The organism is Niveispirillum cyanobacteriorum (assembly GCF_002868735.1).
GTDB classification, from domain to species: domain Bacteria; phylum Pseudomonadota; class Alphaproteobacteria; order Azospirillales; family Azospirillaceae; genus Niveispirillum; species Niveispirillum cyanobacteriorum.
In genome coordinates this window covers 1,859,008-1,884,248 of sequence record NZ_CP025611.1, presented here as the reverse complement: position 1 = coordinate 1,884,248, position 25,241 = coordinate 1,859,008, and the positions used below count along the sequence as shown (strand labels likewise).

Below are 25,241 nucleotides of genomic sequence, written 5' to 3'. Positions count from 1 at the left end.
TCAGTCCCCCGCCGCGATGCCGTCGCGGCGGGGGTCGGCGCCGCCCTGAATGCCAGCTGGGGTGACGCGGATGATGTGGATGCCGCTGTTGACGTTCTCACGCTTCACCTGATGGCCCATGGCCGTCAGTGCGCTGGCCAGGTTGTCGGCGGCGGGTGCCGATTCGATCTGCGTGGCGCCATTGCGGTTCAGCAGGATGGGCAGGTTTACCGCGGCCTGTGGGTCCAGGTCCCAATCCAGCATGGCCACCAGCGCTTCGGCCACATAGCCGATGATGGCAGTGCCGCCGGGGGAGCCGACGGCCAGCACGGGATTGCCCTTCTGATCAAACACCACCGTCGGCGCCATGGAGGAACGCGGGCGCTTGCCCGGCCCCGGTGCATTGGCGACGGGCTTCCCGTCCTTGGTGGGGACGAAGGTGAAATCCGTCATCTGGTTGTTCAGCACGAAGCCACCGGCGATCAGGCCGGAACCGAAGGCGAACTCCACCGAACTGGTCATCGACACCATCCGCCCCTCACCATCGATGATGGAGAAATGCGTAGTGGAGGGGATGTCCGGCCCATCGGCGGCGGGGAACAGTGCGCCGGTGCGGAAGGGTGGCTCGCCAGGCGGTACGGGGCCTGTGGCGGCGCGGGCGGGGTCGATCCCGGCGGCGCGGCTGCCGATATAACCAGCATCAATCAGGCCACGGGTGGGAACCGGTACCTTGTCCGGGTCGCCCACATGCGCCTCCCGGTCGGCATGGGCGCGGCGGCTGGCCTCCATCAGCAGGTGCCAAGCCTTGGGATCATCCTTGCCCATGGCGCGCAGATCATAGTGCGACAGCATGCCCAGTATCTGCAGAATCGCAACGCCACCCGCCGATGGCGGGGCCATGCCGCAGACCTTCCAGACGCGGTAGGGCATGCAGATGCCGTCCCGCTCCACCGCCTTGTAATTGGCCATGTCCTCCAGGGTCAGGACGGGCGTGCCGCTGTCGCCGGCTGCCTGTTGCAGGCGGCTGACAATGGCTTTGGCGATGGGACCGCGATAGAAAGCGTCGGGTCCCGCCGCCGCCAACAGGCGCAGGCTCAACGCCTGCTCCGGCATGGGGATGCGTTCACCCAGGGCCGGCGGACGCCCGCCCTCACGGTAATAGACGCGCTGCAGGTCCGGCGCCTTGCCCAGCATGCGTTGCCATTCGGTCAGCACGCCGACCATGCGGGGCCAGGCGGGCACGCCGGCATCGGCCAGATCGATGGCGGGCTTGAACAGGTTGTTCCAGGGCAGCTTGCCGTGGGCGGCATGGGCCTGCGCCAGCATGGCGACGACGCCCGGCACGCCCACGGCGCGGCCCTGGGGCAGGGTGTCCAGGAATGGCATGGGCTTGCCATCGGCCCCGATGAAAAGAGTGGGCGTGACGGCGGCGCCCGCCACCTCCCGGCCATCATAGGTCGTCAGCTTGCCGCCCGGTTCCGCCAGCAGCATGAAGGCACCGCCCGCCATGCCTGATGATTGCGGCTCCGACAGACCCAGCACGGCCTGTACAGCCACCGCCGCATCCACCGCAGTACCGCCCTGCCGCAAAATCTCCAGTCCCGCCTGCACCGCCAGCGGATTGGCAGCCACCACCATGTGGCGCTTTGCGGTGACCAGTTCCTTGACCTTGGCGGCGGAGGCCGGCTCCGGTGCCTGTTGTGCCAGGGCGACGGGGGCCGTCAGGCACAGGGTCAGCAGACCCGTAACCAAACGGCGGGTGAACAGCGGGAGATGTCTGGATCGCATGTGCCTGTCCGGGGCCAGTTTTTCACATGGTCACCCGGTGGAATAGGCGATGGCAAGGGCTTAAACCGGGAACGGGAATTTTTGACCGCTGCTATGGCGGCCATCGCCGCCCAAGGGGAGGCCAAGCGCCATCGACCCCAGAATCGGAAGCGGGCCGCAAAGGGCCCGCCCAATTTATTGTCCTCAGGCGCTGCTGTTGCATCCCCAGTTCGGGATAACGCTGCCCACGCGGCACGGCGTGGTCGCCGCCGCAGCTGTTTCCGGCAAACCGTAAACAGCCCCACCATAGTCCTTCAAGCGTACTTCGAGTTCGAGCCGTAAGCAGAAAACGAATTAACGGGAAAGCACTGAAACGGAAAAAAGGCCGGCAGCGCCGCCCCGCTGGGCAGCGCTGCCAAACCTTCAACCACGTGACGCAAGAGCGTCAGGTCAAACGCGGATCAGAGATCAGAGGATCTCGACGCGGTTGGCCTGCGGGCCCTTCTGGCCCATGCTGGTCTGCAGACGCACGCGCTGTTCCGGGGTCAGCGAACGGACGCCCGAACGCTCCAGAGCGGTGATGTGGACGAACACGTCCTTCCCACCGCCGTCCGGCGTCACGAAACCAAAGCCCTTGTCGGCGCTGAAGAACTTCACCACGCCCTCGATCGTTTCCGACGGGCCGTTGTCGAAGCTGCGGGCAACGCGCGGCGGGCGCGGGCTGTCGCCGTAACGGTCGCCGCCGAAGCGGTCGCCGCCGCCAAAGCGATCACCGCCGCCACCAAAGCGGTCGCCGCCACCCGGACCACCCGGACCACGACGGGCCGGCTGAGCCGTCGACGTATCGACGCTGTGGATCGAAGCGACCTGCGGACCCTTCTGACCCTGCGACAGATCGCAGACGATGGTCGTGCCATCGGCCAGGGCGTCATGACCAACGGCCTGGACGACCGAGGCATGCAGGAAGGCATCGGGCGACCCATCGGACAGGGTCACGAAGCCGAAGCCCTTCGTGGGGTTATACCATTTGACCGTGGCGGTGACGCTCCGGCGGGTGATCTGCGGGCTCTGCGGAGAACGGCGCTCGTACATGTGGTCTCGAACTCGACTGTCATAGTGTAGGGAACTTCACCGGGAAACCGGCTGCAAGGACAGTACACGGTTCAGCGCCGCGCGGAAAGTACATCCGCGTGGGCCGGTCCAGCAGCCATCCCACCATGACCCTACACTGGATATTGACCGGATGCACTATCAAAGCCGTCGATTGTTACCGAATGATAGCAGGGCTGGCGGCCCGCCCACGCAAGGACCGCATGGCCGGAAAGTGGCATTTGGTGCGCAATCCGGGCTGCTTTTTCCATGTCTGGCACGGGAAATACCAGGGCTAGTGCCCGTTCTTCTGTTGGCGGGCTATTAGAGCTGCCTGTTTCGGCTTGCACAATCCGTGCAACAGCCCTCGCCAAGACTGTTTCCCCTGAAACGCATAAGAGGTAATCTCCCTTGTGTCGCAACAGGCAAGGCACCGTAACGGACGCATGGCCGCTACCCGCAGCACCGAAGACGAAACGGTCGCCCCCACGCTGAAGGATCGATTCCTGGCGTGGTGGGAAGGCCATGACGTCCAGCGCCGCCGCCGCGAGGCGGCCGAGGAAGCTGCGGCTGCCGCGGCGGGTTCTGGGGCCCTGCAGGCCGGCGACGGCAAGCATATGAACCGCAAGGGCAAGCCGCTGTGGACCGCCACCCGTATCGAGGTGGTGGAGAAAATCTGGGGTCCCGGCTTTTCCTCCCCCGGTGGGGATGAGTTCATTCCGACCATCGTGAAGCCGCTGGGCCTTAACCCGGCCATGAGTGTGCTGGATATCGGCGCTGGTCTGGGCGGTGCCACGCGCGCTATGGCCAAGCAGTACGGCACCTGGGTCACCGGCCTGGAAGGCAATCCCGTTCTGGCCGAGGCCGGGATGTTCCGGTCCCAGAAATCGGGCCTGGCCCGGCAATCGCCGGTCATGTCTACGGATTTGGAGAATTTCGTCTGGACCAAGCGGGTCGACGCTATTTTCTCTAAAGAGACCTTTTACATGATCCGCAACAAGGACAAGCTGATCGACAGTATCGAGGCCGTCCTGAAACCCAGGGGGCAGTTGCTGTTCACGGATTATGTGATTGATCCCGGCCACGCACGGGGCCGGGATTTTGACGGCTGGATCCATGCGGAGCCGGTGGAGCCCGCCCCTTGGACCGTGGAGCAATATGCGGGTGCCCTGGCTCAGCGGAACCTCGATATCCGCATCACTGAGGATAATACCGACACGCACCGTGCCCTGATTCTGACGGCCATCCAGGAACTGGTGAAGCATCTGGAGACAGTCAGCATGGATCACGACACCAAGCTGGCGGTGGTGGAGGAGGTGGAGATGTGGGCCCGGCGTGTGGCGGCCCTGTCGTCGGGGCTGCGTTACTATCGATTCTATGCCCTGAAACCCGCCGAACTGACCTGACGGGGCCGAAAAGCCCGGTTTTTGCAGCGCGGGAGGGGGTTGCATCGGGTAATGCGCCTGTCCGGTTGACAGGGCGGCAACCCGCGACTATGTTCCGCGCCTCGCAAAGAACGCCTCCAGCGCCAGAGTGCTTATCATGAAGATCGTGAATTCGCTGAAGTCGATGAAGACCCGCCACAAGGCTTGCCGCGTCATCCGCCGCAAGGGTCGTGTCTACGTCATCAACAAGCTGAACCCGCGTTTCAAGGCCCGTCAAGGCTGAGGTCACGCTGATTTGGTTTGCGCCGGGATGTAAAAGTCCCGGCGGGCAGGAACCGCGCCTTTCGGCGCGGTTTTCGCGTTTGGGGGTTTCGCATCTCCCCGACCCCGCCTTGGGAATGCCACATCGGTGCTCCACCTTCCAGTTCGGTGAACAATCCCCGGTGGGCATCATGAAACGAATATCGACATCGGCAGCAAAACTGGGCCTGCTGCTGCCATTGTTGTGTATGGCTGCTCCCGACAGCCGGGCGACATCGCCAATGATCACCTGCTATCTCGGGACGAACCAATGGTGCGTGACCCAGACGGAACACGTAACCGCTGTGGTCAGCCACAACAACAGCCGTGAATGGACCCTGATGGATTCGGGCGAGACGCCCCTGCTGCTACGGGAGACGGGGGATTGCGCTGGTCGCGTGTCGGCCATGCCTTTTCTGGGCATGCAGGAGAAGCCCAGCAGGAACGCGGAGGGGCGGGAAGTCATTGAAGTCAGCTTTTCCTTTGGTTCCAACGCCAACGGCTATCCCGGTTGCGTGCTGTCCATCACGTCAGACGCAGAAGGTGGACGGATGATACCGAACAACCGGCACCGAATGATGCATTCCATTTGGGCCGGTCCTGGTTGGGGTCAGATGATCAGTCTGGCCAAGCATGCCGGACTGACCAACTGACCTGCATAGCCTTGCCGTTGCGCTGACGTTTGAGCCATCCTGGCCGTGGTCCAGCCTTTGAAGGCCCGCCATGCTCGTGATGCCCGCCCCCGAACCCATCGCCCTCTCAAGGAGCACCGAACTGCTGCGCCGGCTTCGTGAGGCCGTGCCCGGCGGCGTGATCGCGGATGAGGCGTCGCTGCGTGCCTATGACACCGACGCGCTGACCGCCTATCGCCAGATGCCGATGCTGGTTGTCCTGCCGCGCAACACGGCGGAGGTGGCAGCTGTGCTGCGCATCTGTCACGCGATGGGGGTGAAGGTGGTGCCGCGCGGGGCGGGCACCGGCCTTTCTGGCGGGGCGCTGCCGCTGGCCGACGGGGTGCTGCTGGTTCTGACGAAACTGTCGCGCATTCTGGAGATCGATTACGACAACCGCGCCGTCGTGGTGCAGCCGGGTGTGACCAATCTGGCCATCAGTCAGGCGGTGGGCGAACGTGGCTTTTATTACGCACCCGACCCGTCATCGCAGATCGCCTGTTCCATCGGCGGCAATGTCGCGGAAAATTCCGGGGGCGTGCATTGCCTTAAATATGGGGTGACCGCCAACAACCTGCTGGGCGTCGAATTCGTCACTATGGAAGGCGAGGTGCTGCGCCTGGGCGGTAAGCATCTCGATTCGGGGCATTACGACCTTCTGGGTATCATTACCGGGTCAGAAGGGCTGTTGGGTGTTGTCACGGAAGTGACGGTGCGCATCCTGCCCAAGCCGGCGGTAGCCCGTGCCCTGCTGGTTGGGTTTGACCGGACGGTGGATGCCGGCGACGCCGTGGCTGCCATTATCGCAGGCGGTGTCATCCCGGCCGGCATGGAGATGATGGACCGCCCTGCCATCCATGCGGCGGAAGATTTCGTGAAGGCCGGATATCCCCGCGATGTAGAGGCGCTGCTGATCGTGGAGCTGGACGGGCCGGCGGCGGAGGTGGATGCCCTGATCACGCAGGTCGCGGAGATTACGACCGCGCACCGGGGCCGCCCGCCACGGATTTCCAACAGCGAATCGGAGCGGCTGGCCTTCTGGGCCGGGCGCAAGGCCGCTTTTCCCGCTGTAGGCCGGATCAGCCCCGATTACATGTGCATGGATGGCACCATCCCGCGCAAGGCACTGCCCCAGGTCCTGGCCCGCATGGCGGAGATGGAGGGGGAATTCGGCCTGCGCGTCGCCAATGTCTTCCATGCCGGCGACGGCAATCTGCACCCCCTGATCCTGTTCGATGCCAACAAGCCGTGGGAGCTGGAGAAGGTGGAGGCGTTCGGGGCCGCCATCCTGCGCCTGTGCGTGGCGGTGGGCGGGGTGCTGACCGGCGAACATGGGGTGGGGATTGAGAAACGCGACCTGATGCCGGATCAGTTCAGTGAGGACGACCTGGAACAGCAGACGCGCCTGAAATGCGCGTTTGATCCCAACGGTCTGATGAACCCCGGCAAGCTGTTCCCCACCCTGCATCGCTGCGCCGATCATGGCTGGATGCGGGTGGAGGGTGGGCAATTGCCTTTCCCGGATTTGCCCCGTTTCTGATGATTGACGCCCCCGGCGGCCCCTGTTCTACTGCACCGCAATGCATGGCGCGCAGGGCGGACATACCCTGACGACGCCCGACAAGAATATGGCGGACGGGGTTCAGCATGGGTCGTGGAACGTGGCGTTACGCCATGATGGCGAGTGCCTTGGTGGTAGGTTTGGCTGGACCGGCCTGGGCGGCGCCCAAAACGCTGGTTTATTGTGCCGAGGGCAGTCCGGAGAATTTCAATGCAGCGCTCAACACGTCCGGCACCACCTTTGATGCCACACGGCCCATCTATGATGGATTGGTGAAATTTGAGCGCGGCACGACCAACATCGTGCCGGCCCTGGCCGAACGCTGGGACATCTCGCCCGACGGGCTGACCTACACCTTCCATCTGCGCCGGGGCGTGAAATGGCAATCCTTCAAGGATTACAAGCCGACGCGCGATTTCAACGCTGATGACGTGCTGTTCAGCCTGAACCGGCAATGGAAGGCCGACCACCCCTACCATTCCATCTCCGGCGGTGGTTACGCCTTCTTCAAAAGCATGGGGCTGGGTGACCTGCTGAAGGCAGTGGAGAAGTTGGACGATTACACCGTTCGCGTGGCTTTGACTAAGCCCGAAGCGCCATTCCTGGCCGACCTGGCCATGGATTTCGCCAACATCACCTCCGCCGAGTATGCAGACTTCCTGATGAAGAAGGGCGCGCCCGAACGCTATGACCAGGACCCGGTCGGCACCGGCCCCTTCCGCTTCGTGGTCTATCAGAAAGATGCGCAGGTCCGGTATCGGCGGTTCGACGAGCATTGGGGCGGCAAGACCCCGCTCGACAATCTGGTTTTCGCCATCACGCCCGACGCCGCCGTGCGCTATGCCAAGCTGAAGGCCGGGGAATGCCACCTAATCCCCTATCCCAACCCGCCCGACCTGCCGGCGATATCCAAGGACCCAAACCTGACCCTGATGGAGATGGAAGGGCTAAATGTTGGCTATCTGGCTTTCCAGACATTGAAGAAGCCGTTTGATGACAAGCGCGTAAGACAGGCCATCAACATGGCCGTGGACCGCAAGGCCATCCTGGATCAGGTGTTTCAGGGCAGCGGCAGGCCCGCCAAAAACCCCATTCCGCCAGGCGTCTTCGGCTATCTGGCCGATAACAAAGACTATCCCTACGACCCCGCAAAGGCCAAGGCCCTGCTGGCGGAGGCGGGATACCCCAACGGGTTTGAAACCGACCTTTACGCCATGCCCGTCCAGCGCCCCTACAACCCCAATGCCAGGCGAATGGCAGAGATCATCCAGGCCGATCTGGCCAAGATTGGCGTGAAAGTGAAGATCGTCAGCTTTGAATGGGGCGAGTATCGCAAGCGCATCCAGGATGGCGACCATCAGATGGCGCTCTATGGCTGGACCGGCGACAATGGCGACCCCGACAATTTCATGTACAATTTGCTGGGCTGTGCGGCGGCCAAAACCAGCGGCAGCAACATCGCCAAATGGTGCCATCAGCCTTACGAGGACCTTGTCTTGAAGGCCAAGCAGGTGCCCGATCAGGCGGCCCGCGCCAAACTCTACGAACAGGCACAGCGCATCTTCAAGGAAGAGGCGCCCTGGGTCACCATCGCCCATTCTGTGGTGTTCGAGCCGGTGTCGAAGAAGGTCATCGGCTACAAGCAGAGCCCCTTCAACCGCCATCAGTTCGATGGGGTTGATCTGGCGGAGTGAGGGGCGCCCCATGCTGAAATTCATCGCCACCCGCATCGCCCTGCTGATCCCCACCTTCTTGGGCGTGACGCTGCTGGCCTTTTTTCTGATCCGGCTGGTGCCCGGCGACCCGATTGAGGTGCGGCTGGGTGAACGCGGCATCGATCCGGCACGGCTGGAGGAGATGCGGGCACAGTTGGGCCTGAACAAGCCGCTGTTGGAACAATATGCAGACTATCTGGGCGGGGTCCTGACGGGGGATCTGGGCAAGTCGCTGATTACCCAGACGCCGGTGCTGCATGAATTTGCCGAGCTGTTCCCCGCCACCATCGAACTGTCGCTCTGCGCCATCCTGTTCGCCCTGATCATCGGCTTGCCGGCGGGGGTGCTGGCGGCGGTAAAGCGGGGTGGGCCGCTGGATCATGGGGTGATGGCGGCCAGCCTGACGGGATATTCCATGCCCATCTTCTGGTGGGGGCTGCTGCTGATCCTGCTGTTCTCCGTCATCCTGGGCTGGACGCCGGTCAGCGGGCGGCTGTCGGCGGCATATTATGTGGAGCCGGTGACGGGGTTCCTGCTGATCGATGCCTGGATGTCGGAGGAGGAGGGAGCGTTTCTGGACGCCCTGCACCATCTGGTCCTGCCCTCCATCGTGCTGGGCACCATCCCGCTGGCCGTCATCGCCCGCATGACGCGGTCGTCGATGCTGGAGGTGCTGGGCGAGGATTATATCCGCACGGCACGCGCCAAGGGGCTGGGCCTGTTCCGCATTGTGGGGCTGCATGCCCTGCGCAACGCCATGATCCCGGTCGTCACCGTCATCGGGCTACAGGTGGGCACCTTGCTGGCGGGCGCCATCCTGACGGAAACCATCTTCGCCTGGCCCGGCATCGGCAAATGGCTGATCGAGAGCATCAACCGCCGCGATTACCCGGCCCTGCAGGGCGGGGTGCTGCTGGTGGCCTGCGTGGTCATGCTGGTCAATCTGGCGGTCGATCTCCTCTACGGCCTGCTCAACCCCCGCATCCGGCACGCGAAATGACCGATATCGTCTTGAAAGCGCCCCCTGGTCCATGGACGGAACTCTGGGGCCATTTCCGCCGCAACCGGGGGGCGGTGCTGGGGTTGGTCATCGTGCTGGCGCTCAGCTTTGTGGCCATCTTCGCCGATTTTGTCGCCCCCTATGATCCGGCCGAACAGTTCCGTGACTTTGTTCTGCTGCCACCCGCCTGGATCGAGGGGGGCAGCTGGGCCTTCCCGCTGGGCACTGATGATATCGGGCGCGATATGTTGTCCCGCCTGATCCATGGGGCGCGGCTGTCGCTGTTCATCGGGCTGCTGGTGGTCACTCTGTCGCTGGCGGTCGGTGTGGCGCTGGGACTGCTGGCCGGGTTCTATGGCGGGGCATCGGACACGCTGATCGCGCGTTTCATGGACATATTGCTGGCCCTGCCGTCCCTGCTGCTGGCCATTGTCGTGGCCGCCATCCTGGGGCCGGGACTGGTGAATGCGGCCATCGCCGTATCGGTGGTGATCGTCCCGCACTATGCCCGCCTGACCCGCGCGTCCGTTATGGCCGAGCGCGGGCGGGAATATGTGACGGCGGCGCGGCTGGCAGGTGCCAGTGACACGCGCCTGATGCTGGTCACCATCCTGCCCAACTGTGCCGCCCCGCTGATCGTGCAGGCCACCCTGGGTTTCTCCACGGCCATCCTGGATGCGGCGGCGCTGGGTTTCCTGGGGCTGGGCGCACAGCCGCCGACGCCGGAATGGGGGACGATGCTGTCATCATCGCTGCAATTCCTACAGCGGGCTTGGTGGGTGGTGACCTTTCCGGGGCTGGCGATCCTGATCACGGTTCTGGCCTTCAACCTGATGGGCGACGGGTTGCGCGATGCGCTGGACCCGAAGCTGAAGCGCTGAGGGGACGGATATGCCGCTTCTGGACATCAAGGACCTGTCCGTCACATTCGCCACAGCGCGCGGCCCGTTTCGCGCCGTGGATGGCATCGACCTGTCGGTGGAGGCTGGCGAGGTTCTGGGCATCGTGGGCGAAAGCGGGTCGGGCAAATCCGTCACCTCCCTGGCCGTCCTGGGCCTGCTGGCCGACAATGCCAGTGTCACCGCCGGCCGGATGCAGTTCGACGGCCAGGACCTGCTGACCCTGTCGCTCAAGGCCCGCCGCCGCCTGAATGGTGGGCAGGTGGCCATGATCTTTCAGGAACCGATGAGCAGCCTGAACCCCTGCTTCACGGTCGGGTTTCAGATCGGGGAGACGCTGGCCCAGCATGAGGGCCTATCGGGCAAGGCGCTGCGCCACCGCTGCATCGCGCTGCTGGAACAGGTGGGCATCCCCGCCCCGGAAACACGCCTGTCGGCCTTTCCACATCAATTATCGGGCGGGATGAGCCAGCGGGTGATGATCGCCATGGCGATCGCCTGCAACCCGCGCCTGCTGATTGCCGATGAACCCACCACGGCCCTGGATGTCACTATTCAGCGCCAGATACTGGACCTGCTGCGCGACCTGCAACGGGAACGCGGCATGGCCATGATCCTGATCACCCATGACATGGGCGTGGTGGCCGAGAGCGCCCACCGGGTCCAGGTGATGTATGCGGGCCAGGTGGTGGAAAACCGCCCCGCCGACAGCCTGTTCACCAACCCGCACCACCCCTACACGGCGGCATTGCTGGATGCGCTACCCGAACGGGCCGTGGGGCGGCGGCGCTTGCCCACCATTGCCGGCACGGTGCCGGGCATCGGCGACCGGCCCACGGGCTGCCTGTTCCAACCGCGTTGCACCCTTGCCGATGAACGCTGCGGCACACGTCCGCCCTTGTTAACCGATGGCGATGGCTGGACGCGCTGCGTGCGGGTGGAAGGAAATGCAGCATGACCGTCATTCTTGAAGCCCGCGACCTGAAGCGCCATTACCGCGTCAAACGCGGCCTGTTCCGCGCGCCGGCCACCGTGAAGGCGGTGGACGGCGCCAGCTTCACGGTCACTGCCGGCAAGACCCTGGCAATCGTGGGCGAAAGCGGCTGTGGCAAATCCACACTCGCCCGCCTGCTGACCAGGATCGAAGCGCCGACCGAGGGCAGCATCCATTTCGACGGGCGCGACATCACCCACGCCCCGAAGGCCGATGAAAAAGCCCTGCGCCGGGCTGTGCAGATGGTGTTCCAGAACCCCTATGGCTCCCTGAACCCACGGCAGAAGGTGGCGGATATCCTGGCCGAACCGCTGCTGATCAACACCGACATGGCCAAAGCTGAGCGGCGTGACCGCGCCATCGCCATGATGGAAAAGGTGGGCCTGCGTCCCGACCAAGCCGACCGCTATCCGCATATGTTCAGCGGCGGGCAGCGGCAGCGCATCGCCATCGCCCGCGCCTTGATGCTGGACCCGCGTGTGGTGGTGGCCGATGAGCCGGTATCGGCGCTGGATATCTCCATCCAGGCGCAGGTTCTGAACCTGATGATGGATTTGCAGGACGAATTCGGCCTCGCCTATGTCTTCATCAGCCATGATCTGTCGGTCGTCCGCCATATCGCGGATGAGGTGATGGTGATGTATCTGGGCCGGCCTGTGGAACAGGGGCCGAAGGACGCGATCTTCTCTGATCCGCGCCATCCCTATACGCGCGCCCTTCTGGCCGCCATGCCGCGTGTCCATCGTGGCGTTACCCCCGATGTGCCGCCCCTGTCGGGGGAGTTGCCCAGCCCCATGGACCCGCCCTCCGGCTGCGCCTTCCATAAACGCTGCCCCCTGGCCCAGCCCCGCTGCGCACAGGAGACGCCGGAACCGCGCCACGCCGACCGGCGGATGGTGGCCTGTCATCTGGTGGCCTGAATCCATCCTGACAGACCCGTCTCATTGTGATATCAAAATTATATCACTTTGACGCTGGGAGGGTGGAATGCAGGAGAACCAACAGGTTGGGGATCGTCCCATCACGGTGTCGTCCGGCCTGGGCATGCTGCTGTTCAGTCTGGCATTGGTTCTGGCCTCGCCGGTAATGATGATCATCGGGTTCAGGAGCGGAACCGGGCCTGTGTCGCTGTTCTGGCTGCTGCCGATAGTGGCCGGCATCATCCTGATGTGCGGGCTGTTCATTGTGCAGCCGAACCAGGCCGTCGCCCTGACCCTGTTTGGTGATTACCGGGGAACTGTCGGTACGCCTGGACTGCGCTGGGTCAACCCGTTCTTCGCCAAGCACCGCGTTTCCCTGCGTGTGCGCAATTTCGAGACGGGCACCTTGAAGGTGAATGACGCCGATGGCAGCCCCATCGAGATCGGGGCCATCGTCGTCTGGCAGGTGACGGACACCGCAGAGGCCCTGTTCAATGTCGAGGATTACAAGGGCTATGTCTCGATCCAGGCCGAATCGGCCCTGCGCCTGATCGCCACCTCTTACCCTTATGATGATCATGGTGGTGGGGTCCTGTCGCTGCGCGGCAATGGTGAGGAAGTGTCCGACCATCTGCAGCGCGCCATCCAGGAAAGGTTGGCCCAAGCCGGTATCAAGGTTGTGGAGGCGCGGATCAGTCACCTCGCCTATGCGCCGGAAATCGCCAGCGCCATGTTGCAGCGGCAACAGGCCAGTGCCATCGTCGCCGCCCGTTCCAAGATCGTGGAAGGGGCCGTGGGCATGGTGGAAATGGCGCTGGATCAGCTGGCCGCCCGCTCCGTGGTGCATCTGGACGATGAGCGCAAGGCGCACATGGTGTCGAACCTGCTGGTCGTGCTGTGCGGCGACCGGGCGACACAGCCCGTGGTGAACGCGGGCACGCTGTACTGAATAGAGGACAGGTCTTGGCGGAGAAGAAGGCATATCCGCTGCGCATCGGCGCAGACGTGCTGGAGGCCATGCAGCGCTGGGCCGATGATGATCTGCGCAGCCTGAACGCCCAGATCGAGTATGTGCTGCGGGCCCAGTTGCGTCAGGCCGGTCGGCTGCGACCGCCGGTCCCGACGCCGGCGGTGGAGGAGAAGGAGTAGGGGTTACCCCAGCCGCCGCGCGGCTTCCACCGCCAGGGCCATGGCCTCCACCCGCGTCAGGCGTGTGGCGGCCAGCGCCAGATCACCCAGGCGGAACGCGTCCAGAAGCAGGCGCAGTTCTGCTGCCATCTCATCCTTCACCGCCGCCAGGGTTCGTGCCCGGCTGTTCGCGTCCGGCGCAGCGGCGATGGCGATTTCCCATTGGCCGCCGGTAGGGGGCCGGGTGGGGGCGGCGTCGGCAAGCTCCAGCAGGGCGCGGGCGCGTGCCGCCGGATCGCGCAGAATGGCTGCCGCCTTTTCCCGTGCGACCCGCTGCGCCGATGCCAGTTCCTGGGCACGCTCGCCTTTCTCCTGAAAGCGTGCCGGGGCCAGAATCCGCACGAAACCGGCCAGTTGCCGTTCGATGGAGGCGACATCCAGTTCAAAACTGGCTGCCACGCCCAGCCGGGTGAAGGGATCAACATCCCCCGGTGGCTGGATCGAGCCGCAGCCATGGCAGAACAGGGCGCGGGGGGAAACGTCGCCGGCGCAGTGCCAGCAGGGCAGGGTGGCTTCCAACATCTGGTCCTTCAGGCGGCGGGCCGGGTGCGGGCGGCAAGGGGCAGGTAGCAGGCAAGGAACCGGTCGATATCGTCTGGCCTCGTGTCCCATCCCAGACTGACCCGGATGGCCGATCCGGCAATGGCGTCATCAAATCCCATGGCGGCCAGGACGGGGGAGGTCTTGGCCTTGCCCGACGAACAGGCCGATCCGGCGCTGACGGCGATGCCGGCCAGATCGAAGGCCATCAACTGGCTGTTGGCCGGCTGGCCGGGCAGGGCCAGACAGCTGGTATTGGCCACGCGCGCGGTGCCGGCCCCGATCACGCGTACCCAGGGGGCGGCGTTGATCACCGCCTGTTCCAACCGGTCACGCAGTGCGGCGACGGCACGGTAGTCCGCAAGCCCGTCGCGGGCCGCCTCAGCCGCCGCACCGAATCCGGCGATGCCGGCAACATTCTCCGTCCCGGCCCGCATGCGCCGCTCCTGTCCACCGCCGCGCAGCAGGGGGGAGAGCGGGATCGACGGTACCGTCAGCAGCGCCCCCACCCCCTGTGGTCCGCCAATTTTGTGTGCCGACAGGGTGACAAGGTCGAGGCCCAGTGCCGCGACATTGAATGGGATGCGGCCAACGGCCTGCACCGCATCGCTGTGCAGCCAGCCGCCGTGGCGGTGGACCATGGCGGCGATGTCGGCCAGCGGCTGGATGATCCCCGTCTCGCTGTTGACCGCCTGCACACTGACCAGCGCCGGACCTGCGCGCAGCAGCCCTTCCAGCGCGTCGAGATCGATGAGGCCGTTGGCTTGTACGGGAACAACGGCGCTGTCCGGGCCGGCGCATTCCAGCACCGATGGATGTTCCGTGGCGCCCAGAAGCAAGCGGCGGCCATGGCGGGCGGCCAGCGCCAGGGCCTGATTATTGGCCTCCGTGCCGCCGCCGGTAAAGGTGATCCAGGCTGCCGGAACACCCGCTAGCGCGGCGACCTGATCGCGCGCATCCTCGATCATCCGGCGGGCCTTTCGCCCGAACCCGTGGATGGAGGACGGGTTTCCGATCAGGTCCAGGGCGGCGATCATCGCAGCCCGCGCAGGTGTGCGCAGGGGCGCGGTGGCGTTCCAGTCAAGGTAAAGGGGAGACCGCATGGGCTGCTTTTCCGCCAAAGGCTTGAATTCCCCTGCGAAGAGGCTTGAACACGAATATAGGCGCTGTGGTATAGTCCCGCCTCATACCATCGCGGTCAATGCGATGGAACAGTCCCGTGGACGGCGGGGCGTGTCCGTTCCGGGCACGGTTCGACGGCCCACAACCGCCTGAGGCAGTCCTATAGAATGACAGGGATGGACGGTCAAGAATCGCCCCTCTACCAAGGCCGCCCGGTCTTGGGTCGTTCGACAGTCCCTGCTACCCGCCTGTTGACGCTCGCCCCTTGCATGTCTGACCGGGACCGGTGAATCGATGCCTGACGTGATCATGAACGGCCCTGCCGGCCGTCTGGAAGGTCGCTACTCCCACAGCAAGGTGCCCAACGCGCCGATCGCCCTGCTGCTGCACCCGCATCCGCAGCATGGGGGGACGATGAATAACCGCATCGTCTACACGATGTTCCATGCCTTCACGAAGCGCGGCTTCTCTGCCCTGCGCTTCAACTTCCGGGGCGTGGGCCGCAGCCAGGGCACCTATGACCGGGGGGAGGGGGAACTGTCGGATGCCGCGTCGGCGCTGGACTGGCTGCAGACCTATAACCCCAACGCCTCTGCCTGCTGGATCGGCGGGTTCAGCTTTGGTGCCTGGATCGGCATGCAGCTGCTGATGCGCCGCCCGGAACTGGACGGGTTCCTGTCGGTGGCACCGCCGGCCAACATGTTCGATTTCTCCTTCCTGGCTCCGTGCCCTGCCTCCGGCCTGATCGTGCATGGCGACCGCGACGAGATCGTGCCAGAGGCGTCGGTGACCCGTCTGGTGAACAAGCTGTCCTCGCAAAAGGACATCAAGATCGATTACCGCCGCGTCGAAGGCGCCAACCACTTCTTCAATGAGAAGTCGGAGGAGTTGGGCCGTCTCGTCGATGATTACCTGGATGTGGCTCTGACCAAGCCAATGGGGCCTAACGCAGCTTAATGGTACTTTGCGCAGCAAAAAGGGGCGGTCCTGCGACCGCCCCTTTTTCATTTCCGGCTGAAACCGCGTGCGGCTTACAGCATGTCCTTCAGCGCGGCCCGAACCTTGTCCGACATGTCGGGGCGGTTCAGGGCATAGGCGACATTGGCCAGCACGAAGCCCAGCTTGTCGCCGCAATCGAAGCGCTGGCCTTCGAACTTGAAGCCGTGGAAGGGCTGGTTGCCGATCAGCTTGGCCATGGCGTCGGTCAACTGGATCTCGCCGCCTGCACCCTTTTCGAACACCGACAGGTGCTTGAACACTTCGGGCTGCAGGATATAGCGACCCTGGATCGAGAGATTGCTGGGTGCCACCGCCGGATCCGGCTTTTCCACCAGCCCCTTGACCGACACCAGCTTGCCATCCTCCGATGCGATGTCGAGGATGCCGTACTTGTTGGTCTGTTCGCGCGGCACTTCGAACACCGACAGCAGGTTGCCGCCGACCTGTTCATAGGCCTCCATCATCTGCGCCAGACAGGGCTTTTCTCCCAGCACCTGTTCGTCGGGCAGCAGCACCGCGAACGGCTCATTGCCGACGAATTCGCGCGCACACCAGACGGCATGGCCCAGGCCCAGGGGCTGCGCCTGACGCACATAGGAGAGGTAGCCCGATTCGATCTGGATATCCTCGACGATCTTCAGAAGATCGTTCTTGCCACGGCGGCGCAGCGTCTCGTTCAGCTCGTAATTCAGATCGAAATGGTCTTCCAGCGGGCTCTTGCCGCGGCTGGTGACGAAGCAGAACTGGTCGATGCCCGCGGCCTTGGCCTCGTCCACGGCATGCTGGATCAGCGGCCGGTCGGCCAGCGGCAGCATTTCCTTGGGTATGGCCTTGGTAGCCGGCAGGAAGCGGGTACCCAGACCTGCGACCGGAAACACGGCCTTGCGCACTTTTTGCGGCATCTTGAACCCTGTATTGACAGCCATGATCGTCTCTAACCCCGCCGGTCACGATGCCGACGGTGCCTTTGTCTTTTGTGGCACGTCCACCCCCCTTCCCGCAACATGGCCGCACAGCAGCGGACAGGAAGGGGGACGACGATATCGATAACCTTCCAGCGCCGCTTTTGTGCCATCGATGCGGGCAAAAGCGATGGTTGTCACAGACAACCCCAAGATTTTGATTTATTAAGGGTGCGATGCTGTCCGTAAGATGGCGGGATACAGGCCCGTCATCTTGACCCGCGTGGGGCGGCGCGGGTGGATGGGTGTGATAATCGGGCTGGGATCGACTTATGAAAATCCTGATTGGTGACGACCATCTTCTGTTCCGTGAAGGTTTGTGCCGCCTGCTGACCCAATTGGATGATCAGGCCAGCTTTGTGGAGGCCGGGACCTTCGACGATGTTCTGTCCCTGGCCCGCGACGGGCAGGATTTCGATCTGGTCCTCCTGGATTTGCAGATGCCGGGCTTCCCCGGCTTCTCCGGCGTGCAGGAGATCTGCGAGGCGCAGGCCGGGACGCCTGTTGTCATCGTATCGGCATCAGAGGCGCAGGCCGATGTGCGCGCCGCACTGGATGCCGGGGCTTCGGGCTATATCCCGAAATCTTCTTCTGTGAAGATCATGCTGTCGGCCCTGAACCTCATCTTCTCTGGTGGCATCTATGTGCCGCCGGCGGCCATCCTGGGCGATGGGCCGGGTGTGGGCGGCGGTTCTGCGGCGCCGGGCGGCGGTGGTGCGGCGGCGGGTGCCCCCGGTGCGCCGGCCCTGACGCAGCGGCAGCGCGACGTGCTGCGCTGCCTGCGCGAAGGCAAGTCGAACAAGCAGATTGCCTATGAGCTGGGCCTGTCCGAAGGCACCGTGAAGATCCATGTCACAGCCGTCATGCGCAGCCTGGGCGTGCGTAATCGCACGCAGGCTGTTATCGCGTCCGGTGACATTCCCACCTGATACGACCGGCGCGTTCTGATCCATGACCCATGATGATGTGACGGCCCCGACGGCAACGCCGCTCGGGGCCACCGCCTATCTGGCGGCTGAGGAATTTCTCGACCATTTGCTGGTGGAACTGGGCGATGTGCGGTCGGTCCATGGGCGGCTGGTCATTGCCGACGGCCCGCCGCGTCCCGCGGCCTGGGCCCAGAATATCTGGTACGATCCCGTCCTGATCCCCATCCAGTCGATCAAGCAGGGGGCCAAGGCCCTGCGCGCCATCCAGCGCAACTGGGCGCTGTACGGGTTTCAGCATCACCGCCGCGCACAGTTGATCCAGGATAACCTGCCCCACGTCTCGGCCAAGCCGGTCAGCTTCTTCACGCCCCCGCCGACAGCGCCGCTGGGGTCGTGGACGCTGCTGAACGAGAATACCATCCTGGCGGCAGCGCATTGTTCCAGCCCTTACCGCAATGGTGAGATTGAGCTGATCGAGGACAAGGTCAACCCGCCCAGCCGAGCCTATCTGAAACTGTGGGAAGCCTTCACCCGTATCGGTCGTACGCCCCAGCCCGGCGAACAATGTATCGACCTGGGCGCCTGCCCCGGCGGCTGGACCTGGGTGGTGCAGAGCTGTGGGGCTCATGTCATCGCGGTCGACAAGGCACCGTTGGACCCTCGCGTCGCCGCCTTGCCGGGCGTTTCGGAGCGGCGCGAAAGCGCTTTTGGGCTGAAGCCTGCCGATATCGGCCCCATCGATTGGCTGGTCTGCGATGTCATCTGCTATCCGTCACGGCTTTACCGCATGATCCAGGGCTGGCTCGAATCGGGTCTGGTCCGCAACTATATCTGCACCCTGAAATTCCAGGGGGAGACGGATCATGAGACGGCCCGCGCCTTTGCCGCCATTCCAGGCAGCCAACTGGTCCATCTCTGCCAGAACAAGCATGAGCTGACCTGGATCAAGCTGGGGGCGTAGGGCCTTACGCCCCCCATTCCCCCGACCCTGCACCATACTCATCAATGGCGGTCAGCATGGCCGCCACCATCTCCCGCTCGGCCTGCGTCAACTCCGGTCGCCAGACATCGAACAGCAGGACGACGCGCGTCTCGCCGCTATCGTTCCAGGCCTCGTGTTCGACCGTATCGTCGAAGACCCAGGCCTGCCCCTCCTGCCATTCCCGCGTCTCATTGCCCACCCGGAACCGGCATTGGCCCGGCACGATCAGGGGCAGGTGGCAGATCAGGCGGGTATTCACAAAGCCCGTATGGGCCGGGATATGCGTGCCCGGCTTCAGCAGAGAGAACAGCACCGACGGCGCCCGGCCCCGGATACCGGTCAGCGGAATGCCGTCCATTGCCGCCGCCGTCGCGGGGCAGCGGGCGATGTTTTCCGTCTGCGGTACGCCATTCTTCCACAAATAAAAGGCGCTCCAGTCCGGATTGCCGCGTAGGCCCGACCGGTCCACCTGCGCCCGGTTGGCGCTGGCTTCCAGATAGGGCTGGAAGGCTTCCGGCCCCTGCATCACCGCCAGCAGTTCCTGGCGGATGGCGTCGGTTTGCGCCTCCAGCCGTTCCAGCCAGGGGAACGCGGCGCGGTCGTAGAACTGCACCTGTGGCAGCTCCGGGAACAGGTAGGCCTGGGGCTGCTGATAATAGACCTGCCGCCGCCCGAACAGGATATCCAGCGAACGGCCAAACCGTCCGCCGCCCATGTCCGCCCCGAACCCGGCCTGTTCCAGACTGGACAGGAGATGGGCCTCAAACCGGCGGGCATAATCCTGCGTCGCCGCCTGTACCCGCCGCAGCTCCGCCACCAGATCGGGCGGCAGCTGTGCCGCCGGCGGGGCCGCGCGCAAAGCGTTGTTGTAGAAGGAGGTGGCAGCCTTGTGGTCGCCCTGGCCCCCGAAATGGTCGCCCTTCAGGATCAGCGCCCGCACATTGCGCGGGTCCAGCGCCAGCACCTTGTCCAGGGCCGCCACCATGCCCGACGCATCGCCCACACCCCGGCAGCCATAGGCCAGACCCAGCCAGATGCCCAGATCGTTCGCCCCCATCGCCACCGCCTGCCCGAACCCCGCCTTGGCGCCCGCGAAATCCCCCCGCTTCAACGCCTCGGCACCGGCGCGGGCATGGGGAGTGGGATCGGCGGGACGGGTGAACATGGTGGCTTCCTGGCTGCGGGCGGCCTCCATTGGACGGGATTGGTTAAGCCGGCGTCAACCCTGTTTGGTGCCGTCATTCGGAGCGAAGGTTGGGGGGCCTCCGAACCAATCTCGTTCGTGCAACAGCATGAAACGAAAAATCAGGGGGTGTTTCATGGGCGCTGATGGTCGCGACCAGTCTGATAAGGGCGTGCAACGCCGTGAAACCGAAAACATGGCCCGGTTTCGCGACGTCCGGTTCGTAGAACGACAAGGCGCCGATTATGCAGGGCAGTATGTCATGAAATAGGAATAATGTCTGCAATCGGCTGCATTGCTCCCGCTACCAATCCTCCGTCCCATCCCTGGCCGCCACCTGTATGTCGACTGTCACCGTATCGCCCAGAACAACCCCGGCATTCTTTCGCACCACCAGCTTCAGGGGCAGCAGATAGCCGCCATCCTTTGGGAACAGCGATGTTGTGAAGGCGGTGTCGTTCACCGATGCCTGCACCGGCACAACACCCCAGCCATAGCTGGCCAGCCGCGCCGCCCGTCGTACCGTCTCCACCAGATCGGAGGGCAGCGCGATGAAGAAGAACGGCGACGGCCCCCGCCATTCAATGATGGTGCCGGTGAAGCGGATGTGGGCGAGTGGCGGGATGTCGGAAGGCATGCCAGCAGTTTAGGGCAAAGGCGGCAGTGGTGACAGGGGGCGCAGTGGCAGGAACAGCTCCGCCACCGTCTCATGTTCCGGCACTTCCGGGAAGAACCGCAGGCGCTGGCAGTAAAGCGGGAAGTCGCCCGGTTCCTCCCCGCTGGCGGGCAGCCAGTCGCGATACAGGAACAGGGCGGCGGGTTCCAGATTATGGGTATGGCCGACCACCCGCAGCACGGCGCAGCGACCGCCGGGGATGATGCCCGGCTTCACCTCCGGGTCGTCGGGCGCGATGGGCAGGTCGGTGCCGGCACACAGATGCATGCGATAATCGGCGGGATTGTCGGGCCGGCGTTCAGAAAACCAGACATTGAAGGTCTGACTGTTGCCGGGATGCAGGCCCACGGATTTACGCCAGGCGATGAAGCGCTGGATGGTGGCGGGCAGGGTGGCCGGATCGCCATGATGTTCCATAATGGCGACGGGTGTCGGGGCCACGTCGCGGATGGTGACATCGGCGGGTGTGAAACGCTGTTGCATCAGAAGGCTCCGTGCATGGTCAAGCGGGTCGAAGGCATCCATCCAGGGCTGCCAGTCGGGTGATTTTCGGAATTCGGAGGGGGATTGCCTGAGCCGTTGCCGGAAGGCGCGGGCGAACGCGTCCGGTGCCTCATACCCCGCATCCAGCGCGATCTCCGTCACGCTGTCGCCATCGCGATAGGCCAGCCGGTAGGAGGCGCGTTTCAGGCGGGCCAATTGCACATAGCGGTGCAGGGACAGCCCGAAACTGGCCGTGAACAGCCGGTGGAAATGGAATTTCGAGTAGGCGGCGACGCTGCTCAGCCGTTCCAGATCAAGTTCTTCATCCAGATGCTGATCGATATGATCCAGCACCCGCAGCATCCGGGTCTGGTGACGTCGAAGCGCCGCCTTCATGTGGGTCCTTTTGGTGGGGAGGTGATGGACGGAACCCTACCCCGTGTCGCCCCCGCACGCTCGACCGATCTTGCGGTTTTGGCCTGGACCTACCGCACCATCGCCAGTTCCACCGCCGGGCGCATGGCGATGGCGGCGGTGTAGCCCAGCTGGATCAGTTCCTCGGCCCGCTCAAACTCCAGGATGCCGATATGTCCAATGCGCGGCGTGATCAGCACGTCGGGCGGTTCGCCTGCCAGACGCGATCGGGTGATGCGGTCCTGCATGATGTCCACCGAACTGGCCATCACCTCCAGAATGCCGGGGGCGGGTGGGCGCGGCGGCTTGGCAAAGCGGGCCTGGATCTGCTGGCGCGCATTCTCCCCCACCTCGTTCAGCTTGGCAGCCAGCTTGGCCAGCGGCTTGGGGATGGGGCGGGCTGGCATTTCGGCGTCGGCCGTGCCTTCAATCGGGTGTTCGGGCAGGGAGACATTGACGGGGCCCAGCTGTGCCTTGGACAGGCGGGGCATCTGTGACAGGTCGCCATTCAGGTTGATGGCGATCACCACCTCCGCCCCCAGCGCCCGGCACAGCGAGACGGGAACCGGGTTTACCAGCGCGCCATCGGCCAGCCACATGTTCTGATACGGCACCGCCGGGAACATGCCGGGAATGGCGGCGGACGCGCGGACGACATCCAGCAGATGCCCTTCGCGCAGCCAGACCTCCTTGCCGGTCGACAGGTCTGTGGCGACGGCGGCAAAGGGGATCGGCAGCGACTCGATGGCAATATCGGTATGTTCGTTACGGAAGCGCTCATACGCTTTTTCCACGCTGACCAGACCGCCGCGCGACAGGGTGAGGTCCAGCAGCTTGATCGTATCCAGCATGCCGAACCCCATGGCGAACTGCTTCAGTTCCTCCAATTGATCCGTCAGATAGGCGGCCCCAACCAGGGCACCCACGGAGGTGCCCGCGATGACGTCAGGCTTCAGCCCGAATTCAGACAGGGCGCGCAGCACACCCACATGCGCCCAGCCGCGCGCCGCCCCGCTGCCCAATGCCAGACCGATCTTCATGCTGCTGTCCGTTTCCGCTGTCTTTATCGCCTGCGACCGCGCGGAACCTTGCGCGAACGGGGGCTTGGGGGCAATACATCCTAGGTAATCTACCCAAAGGAAGATCGATGCGCGCCGTTATCGCCCATCTGTTATGGCCGCTGCTGGTCGCGGTCTGCATCGCCGGCTACTGGTACGGCGGGCAGGTGGGGCACCCTGTCCTGGCTTTCAACATCACCTATTTCGGGCTGGCGGTGACGTTACTGATCCTGGAAAGGGTCATGCCCTACGAACAGGCATGGATGGCTAGCGACGGCCAGTTGCTGAACGACATCGCGCATACGGTGCTGAACAAGGGGCTGGGTCAGGTGATCGCGGCCTCCATTGCCATGCTGGGTCTGGCCCAGGCGGGGCCGGAGGCGGCGTCCGGCTTCTGGCCGGGTCATTGGCCGCTGTGGGCACAGGTGCTGCTGGCCATGATTTTGGGTGAATTCGGCCTCTACTGGGCGCACCGGACCAGCCACGAGTTCCGCGCCATCTGGCACTGGCATGCCATCCATCACAGCGTCACCAAACTGTGGATCGTCAATACGGGCCGATTCCATTTCCTGGACAGCATCTGGAAGACGGCCTTCGCGCTGACCATCGCCGGGATCGCGGGGGCGCCCAAGGATGTGATCGTCTGGGTGCTGGCCATCACCACCTATATCGGCTTCCTGACCCACTGTAATGTCGACATGCGCTGCGGCCCGCTGAACTGGGTCTTCTCCACGCCGGAACTGCACCGCTGGCACCATAACCGTGACCCCGTTGAGGGCAACGTGAACTATGGGGAGAATTTCATCCTGTGGGACGTGGTGTTCGGCACCCGCCACCTGCCGTCCGACCGCAAGCCGCCGGTGAATATCGGCTGCAAGGATGCCGTGCCCGCTGGTTTCCTCGGCCAACTGGCCTATCCGTTCCAGGCCTGGGCCCGGCGCGACTTCTACAACAAGAAGAATGTGGCGTAACAGGAACGCCGCATAACGGTCACAAGGGCGCAAGACCTCCGGTGCTGGTTTGTGCTATGGCGTGAAGGTGTTCTTTTCCAAGGGGGATTCCCGATGCGCATTGCCGTCATCGGCACCGGCTATGTCGGTCTTGTCTCTGGTGCCTGTTTTTCCGAGTTCGGGGTGGAAACGATCTGCGTCGACAAGGATCAGGGCAAGATCGACCGGTTGCTGAAAGGCGAAATCCCGATCTATGAGCCGGGGCTGGACGCGCTGGTGGAGAAGAACGCCAAGGCCGGGCGCCTGTCTTTCACCACCGACCTACCGACGGCTGTACGCGGGGCCGATGCGGTGTTCATCGCCGTGGGCACGCCGTCGCGCCGCGGGGACGGGCATGCCGACCTGTCCTATGTCTATGCCGCAGCGGCGGAGATCGCGGCGGCCCTGGACCCCGATGATTACACGGTGATCGTGACCAAAAGCACGGTGCCCGTCGGTACGGGCCGCGAGGTGGCGCGCATCATCCGCAAGACAAGGCCGGAAGCCGATTTCGACGTGGCGTCGAACCCGGAATTTCTGCGCGAAGGCTCGGCCATTGAGGATTTCATGCGGCCCGACCGGGTGGTGATCGGTACCGACAGCGACCGGGCGCGCCAAGTGATGCGGGCGCTGTACCGCCCGCTGTTCCTGATCGAGACGCCGATGGTCTTTACCAGCCTGGAGACGTCGGAACTGATCAAATATGCCGCCAACACCTTCCTGGCCGCCAAGATCACCTTCATCAACGAGGTGGCGGACCTGTGCGAGAAGGTGGGGGCCGATGTGCATGATGTGGCCAAGGGCATCGGCCTGGATAACCGCATCGGCAAGAAATTCCTGCATCCCGGCCCCGGCTATGGCGGCTCCTGCTTCCCCAAGGACACGCTGGCCCTGGTGAAGACGGCGCAGGATTATGGCAGCCCGTTGCGCATCATCGAAACGGTCGTGGATATCAACGACAGGCGCAAGAAGGCCATGGCGGACCGCGTCATCGCCGCCTGCGGCGGGTCGGTGGCGGGCAAGCGCATCGGCGTGCTGGGCGTCACCTTCAAGCCGAACACCGACGACATGCGCGACGCCCCGTCGCTGGATATCATCCCGGCCTTGGCGGAAGCCGGCGCCATCGTCGCCGCCTATGATCCGGCGGGCCGGCATGAGGCGGAGAAGATGCTGCCCGGTGTGGAATGGGCCGACGATGCCTATGGCGCGCTGAGCGGTGCGGATTGTGCACTGGTCCTGACGGAATGGAACGAATTCCGCATGCTGAACCTGTCCCGCATCTGCAAGGCGATGAAGGCCCCGGTGCTGGTCGATCTGCGCAACATCTTCAATCCCGAAGACGCGGAGATGGCCGGCTTCGCCTATCACTGCGTCGGGCGACCGGGGCGGGTGAAGAAGGCGAAGGGCGAGGTTCATTGAGGGTGTGGGCGGGTCTG

Annotated in this window: 25 protein-coding genes; 16 read left to right on the top strand and 9 right to left on the bottom strand. The window is 64.2% G+C overall.

Annotated features, from left to right (window positions below; genetic code table 11):
- Both ggt and C0V82_RS08610 read right to left on the bottom strand, forming a co-directional pair.
- Entirely contained in the window at nucleotides 1-1,767 is a 1,767-nt protein-coding gene (gene ggt / locus C0V82_RS08615; protein ID WP_245924043.1) for a gamma-glutamyltransferase, read from the bottom strand.
- Nucleotides 1,768-2,214: 447 nt separating this feature from the next.
- Nucleotides 2,215-2,838, bottom strand: coding sequence for a cold-shock protein (locus C0V82_RS08610; RefSeq protein ID WP_054165749.1), 624 nt, complete (start codon nucleotides 2,836-2,838; stop codon nucleotides 2,215-2,217).
- A 443-nt stretch (nucleotides 2,839-3,281) separates the two neighbouring features.
- Here C0V82_RS08610 and C0V82_RS08605 point away from each other — a divergent pair, with 443 nt between their 5' ends.
- From C0V82_RS08605 to C0V82_RS08555, 11 genes are all read left to right on the top strand, one after another.
- Nucleotides 3,282-4,241, top strand: a complete 960-nt coding sequence (locus C0V82_RS08605; protein WP_102111980.1) for an SAM-dependent methyltransferase — start codon at nucleotides 3,282-3,284, stop codon at nucleotides 4,239-4,241.
- A 136-nt stretch (nucleotides 4,242-4,377) separates the two neighbouring features.
- Complete coding sequence (ykgO, locus tag C0V82_RS08600; protein WP_029014073.1) at nucleotides 4,378-4,503, top strand: type B 50S ribosomal protein L36; 126 nt, start codon at nucleotides 4,378-4,380, stop codon at nucleotides 4,501-4,503.
- 295 nt (nucleotides 4,504-4,798) lie between these two features.
- Complete coding sequence (locus C0V82_RS08595; protein ID WP_102111979.1) at nucleotides 4,799-5,173, top strand: hypothetical protein; 375 nt, start codon at nucleotides 4,799-4,801, stop codon at nucleotides 5,171-5,173.
- A 79-nt stretch (nucleotides 5,174-5,252) separates the two neighbouring features.
- Entirely contained in the window at nucleotides 5,253-6,731 is a 1,479-nt protein-coding gene (locus C0V82_RS08590; protein WP_102113329.1) for an FAD-linked oxidase C-terminal domain-containing protein, read from the top strand.
- Nucleotides 6,732-6,838: 107 nt separating this feature from the next.
- Nucleotides 6,839-8,446: an ABC transporter substrate-binding protein gene (locus tag C0V82_RS08585; protein ID WP_199772387.1), complete on the top strand. Its 1,608-nt coding sequence runs from the start codon at nucleotides 6,839-6,841 to the stop codon at nucleotides 8,444-8,446.
- Between the two features lie 10 nt (nucleotides 8,447-8,456).
- A complete protein-coding gene (locus C0V82_RS08580; RefSeq protein WP_102111977.1) occupies nucleotides 8,457-9,467 on the top strand; it encodes an ABC transporter permease subunit in 1,011 nt (336 codons plus the stop codon).
- A complete protein-coding gene (locus C0V82_RS08575; protein ID WP_102111976.1) occupies nucleotides 9,464-10,348 on the top strand; it encodes an ABC transporter permease subunit in 885 nt (294 codons plus the stop codon). Before C0V82_RS08580 ends, C0V82_RS08575 begins: the two co-directional genes overlap by 4 nt.
- A gap of 10 nt (nucleotides 10,349-10,358) precedes the next feature.
- Complete coding sequence (locus C0V82_RS08570; RefSeq protein ID WP_102111975.1) at nucleotides 10,359-11,324, top strand: ABC transporter ATP-binding protein; 966 nt, start codon at nucleotides 10,359-10,361, stop codon at nucleotides 11,322-11,324.
- Nucleotides 11,321-12,280, top strand: a complete 960-nt coding sequence (locus tag C0V82_RS08565; RefSeq protein WP_102111974.1) for a peptide ABC transporter ATP-binding protein — start codon at nucleotides 11,321-11,323, stop codon at nucleotides 12,278-12,280. The genes C0V82_RS08570 and C0V82_RS08565 overlap by 4 nt, the downstream gene beginning before the upstream one ends.
- Nucleotides 12,281-12,347: 67 nt before the next feature.
- A complete protein-coding gene (locus C0V82_RS08560; RefSeq protein ID WP_199772386.1) occupies nucleotides 12,348-13,229 on the top strand; it encodes an SPFH domain-containing protein in 882 nt (293 codons plus the stop codon).
- Nucleotides 13,230-13,243: 14 nt separating this feature from the next.
- Nucleotides 13,244-13,429, top strand: coding sequence for a type II toxin-antitoxin system antitoxin (locus C0V82_RS08555; protein ID WP_054165759.1), 186 nt, complete (start codon nucleotides 13,244-13,246; stop codon nucleotides 13,427-13,429).
- A gap of 3 nt (nucleotides 13,430-13,432) precedes the next feature.
- Here C0V82_RS08555 and C0V82_RS08550 read toward each other — a convergent pair whose 3' ends face one another.
- Both C0V82_RS08550 and C0V82_RS08545 read right to left on the bottom strand, forming a co-directional pair.
- Nucleotides 13,433-13,990, bottom strand: coding sequence for a hypothetical protein (locus C0V82_RS08550; RefSeq protein ID WP_102111973.1), 558 nt, complete (start codon nucleotides 13,988-13,990; stop codon nucleotides 13,433-13,435).
- A gap of 8 nt (nucleotides 13,991-13,998) precedes the next feature.
- Nucleotides 13,999-15,111, bottom strand: coding sequence for a cysteine desulfurase family protein (locus tag C0V82_RS08545; protein ID WP_102111972.1), 1,113 nt, complete (start codon nucleotides 15,109-15,111; stop codon nucleotides 13,999-14,001).
- 313 nt (nucleotides 15,112-15,424) lie between these two features.
- On the opposite strand from C0V82_RS08545, the gene C0V82_RS08540 reads away from it, so the two are divergent.
- Nucleotides 15,425-16,087, top strand: coding sequence for an alpha/beta hydrolase (locus tag C0V82_RS08540; RefSeq protein WP_054165761.1), 663 nt, complete (start codon nucleotides 15,425-15,427; stop codon nucleotides 16,085-16,087).
- Nucleotides 16,088-16,161: 74 nt separating this feature from the next.
- Here C0V82_RS08540 and galU read toward each other — a convergent pair whose 3' ends face one another.
- Nucleotides 16,162-17,031 (bottom strand): UTP--glucose-1-phosphate uridylyltransferase GalU, encoded by an 870-nt coding sequence (gene galU, locus C0V82_RS08535; protein WP_102113327.1) that lies wholly within the window; start codon nucleotides 17,029-17,031, stop codon nucleotides 16,162-16,164.
- Nucleotides 17,032-17,363: 332 nt separating this feature from the next.
- Here galU and C0V82_RS08530 point away from each other — a divergent pair, with 332 nt between their 5' ends.
- Nucleotides 17,364-18,020 carry a LuxR C-terminal-related transcriptional regulator gene (locus tag C0V82_RS08530; RefSeq protein ID WP_102111971.1) on the top strand — a complete coding sequence of 219 codons (657 nt, stop codon included), beginning with the start codon at nucleotides 17,364-17,366 and terminating at the stop codon, nucleotides 18,018-18,020.
- A 22-nt stretch (nucleotides 18,021-18,042) separates the two neighbouring features.
- Nucleotides 18,043-18,981 (top strand): SAM-dependent methyltransferase, encoded by a 939-nt coding sequence (locus tag C0V82_RS08525; protein ID WP_102111970.1) that lies wholly within the window; start codon nucleotides 18,043-18,045, stop codon nucleotides 18,979-18,981.
- Between the two features lie 4 nt (nucleotides 18,982-18,985).
- On the opposite strand, the gene C0V82_RS08520 is transcribed toward C0V82_RS08525, so the two are convergent.
- The 4 genes from C0V82_RS08520 to C0V82_RS08505 all read right to left on the bottom strand — a co-directional run bounded on the left by C0V82_RS08520 (nucleotide 18,986) and on the right by C0V82_RS08505 (nucleotide 22,798).
- Nucleotides 18,986-20,167 carry an aspartyl/asparaginyl beta-hydroxylase domain-containing protein gene (locus C0V82_RS08520; protein WP_158659812.1) on the bottom strand — a complete coding sequence of 394 codons (1,182 nt, stop codon included), beginning with the start codon at nucleotides 20,165-20,167 and terminating at the stop codon, nucleotides 18,986-18,988.
- A 322-nt stretch (nucleotides 20,168-20,489) separates the two neighbouring features.
- Nucleotides 20,490-20,822: a DUF1905 domain-containing protein gene (locus C0V82_RS08515; RefSeq protein ID WP_102111968.1), complete on the bottom strand. Its 333-nt coding sequence runs from the start codon at nucleotides 20,820-20,822 to the stop codon at nucleotides 20,490-20,492.
- Between the two features lie 9 nt (nucleotides 20,823-20,831).
- Nucleotides 20,832-21,740, bottom strand: a complete 909-nt coding sequence (locus C0V82_RS08510) for an AraC family transcriptional regulator (protein WP_102111967.1) — start codon at nucleotides 21,738-21,740, stop codon at nucleotides 20,832-20,834.
- 89 nt (nucleotides 21,741-21,829) lie between these two features.
- The gene (locus C0V82_RS08505) at nucleotides 21,830-22,798 is read right to left on the bottom strand and encodes a patatin-like phospholipase family protein (protein WP_102111966.1); all 969 of its coding nucleotides are present in this window, start codon (nucleotides 22,796-22,798) and stop codon (nucleotides 21,830-21,832) included.
- Between the two features lie 107 nt (nucleotides 22,799-22,905).
- On the opposite strand from C0V82_RS08505, the gene C0V82_RS08500 reads away from it, so the two are divergent.
- Together C0V82_RS08500 and C0V82_RS08495 are read left to right on the top strand one after the other, a co-directional pair.
- The gene (locus C0V82_RS08500; RefSeq protein ID WP_102111965.1) at nucleotides 22,906-23,787 is read left to right on the top strand and encodes a sterol desaturase family protein; all 882 of its coding nucleotides are present in this window, start codon (nucleotides 22,906-22,908) and stop codon (nucleotides 23,785-23,787) included.
- Between the two features lie 93 nt (nucleotides 23,788-23,880).
- On the top strand, nucleotides 23,881-25,224 hold the full coding sequence (locus C0V82_RS08495) for a UDP-glucose dehydrogenase family protein (protein WP_102111964.1): 1,344 nt from the start codon (nucleotides 23,881-23,883) through the stop codon (nucleotides 25,222-25,224).
- Nucleotides 25,225-25,241: the final 17 nt, after the last annotated feature.

Excerpts from the sequence above, each read along its gene's own strand:
- C0V82_RS08500 (WP_102111965.1), top strand. The coding sequence starts at position 22,906 with ATGCGCGCCGTTATCGCCCATCTGTTATGGCCGCTGCTGGTCGCGGTC.
- C0V82_RS08550 (WP_102111973.1), bottom strand. The coding sequence starts at position 13,990 with ATGTTGGAAGCCACCCTGCCCTGCTGGCACTGCGCCGGCGACGTTTCC.
- ggt (WP_245924043.1), bottom strand. The coding sequence starts at position 1,767 with ATGCGATCCAGACATCTCCCGCTGTTCACCCGCCGTTTGGTTACGGGT.
- C0V82_RS08570 (WP_102111975.1), top strand. The coding sequence starts at position 10,359 with ATGCCGCTTCTGGACATCAAGGACCTGTCCGTCACATTCGCCACAGCG.
- C0V82_RS08520 (WP_158659812.1), bottom strand. The coding sequence starts at position 20,167 with ATGTTCACCCGTCCCGCCGATCCCACTCCCCATGCCCGCGCCGGTGCC.
- ykgO (WP_029014073.1), top strand. The coding sequence starts at position 4,378 with ATGAAGATCGTGAATTCGCTGAAGTCGATGAAGACCCGCCACAAGGCT.
- C0V82_RS08525 (WP_102111970.1), top strand. The coding sequence starts at position 18,043 with ATGACCCATGATGATGTGACGGCCCCGACGGCAACGCCGCTCGGGGCC.
- C0V82_RS08530 (WP_102111971.1), top strand. The coding sequence starts at position 17,364 with ATGAAAATCCTGATTGGTGACGACCATCTTCTGTTCCGTGAAGGTTTG.
- C0V82_RS08565 (WP_102111974.1), top strand. The coding sequence starts at position 11,321 with ATGACCGTCATTCTTGAAGCCCGCGACCTGAAGCGCCATTACCGCGTC.
- C0V82_RS08505 (WP_102111966.1), bottom strand. The coding sequence starts at position 22,798 with ATGAAGATCGGTCTGGCATTGGGCAGCGGGGCGGCGCGCGGCTGGGCG.
- C0V82_RS08605 (WP_102111980.1), top strand. The coding sequence starts at position 3,282 with ATGGCCGCTACCCGCAGCACCGAAGACGAAACGGTCGCCCCCACGCTG.
- C0V82_RS08545 (WP_102111972.1), bottom strand. The coding sequence starts at position 15,111 with ATGCGGTCTCCCCTTTACCTTGACTGGAACGCCACCGCGCCCCTGCGC.
- C0V82_RS08540 (WP_054165761.1), top strand. The coding sequence starts at position 15,425 with ATGCCTGACGTGATCATGAACGGCCCTGCCGGCCGTCTGGAAGGTCGC.
- C0V82_RS08575 (WP_102111976.1), top strand. The coding sequence starts at position 9,464 with ATGACCGATATCGTCTTGAAAGCGCCCCCTGGTCCATGGACGGAACTC.
- C0V82_RS08510 (WP_102111967.1), bottom strand. The coding sequence starts at position 21,740 with ATGAAGGCGGCGCTTCGACGTCACCAGACCCGGATGCTGCGGGTGCTG.
- C0V82_RS08515 (WP_102111968.1), bottom strand. The coding sequence starts at position 20,822 with ATGCCTTCCGACATCCCGCCACTCGCCCACATCCGCTTCACCGGCACC.
- C0V82_RS08560 (WP_199772386.1), top strand. The coding sequence starts at position 12,348 with ATGCAGGAGAACCAACAGGTTGGGGATCGTCCCATCACGGTGTCGTCC.
- C0V82_RS08495 (WP_102111964.1), top strand. The coding sequence starts at position 23,881 with ATGCGCATTGCCGTCATCGGCACCGGCTATGTCGGTCTTGTCTCTGGT.
- C0V82_RS08580 (WP_102111977.1), top strand. The coding sequence starts at position 8,457 with ATGCTGAAATTCATCGCCACCCGCATCGCCCTGCTGATCCCCACCTTC.
- C0V82_RS08590 (WP_102113329.1), top strand. The coding sequence starts at position 5,253 with ATGCCCGCCCCCGAACCCATCGCCCTCTCAAGGAGCACCGAACTGCTG.
- C0V82_RS08610 (WP_054165749.1), bottom strand. The coding sequence starts at position 2,838 with ATGTACGAGCGCCGTTCTCCGCAGAGCCCGCAGATCACCCGCCGGAGC.
- C0V82_RS08585 (WP_199772387.1), top strand. The coding sequence starts at position 6,839 with ATGGGTCGTGGAACGTGGCGTTACGCCATGATGGCGAGTGCCTTGGTG.
- galU (WP_102113327.1), bottom strand. The coding sequence starts at position 17,031 with ATGCCGCAAAAAGTGCGCAAGGCCGTGTTTCCGGTCGCAGGTCTGGGT.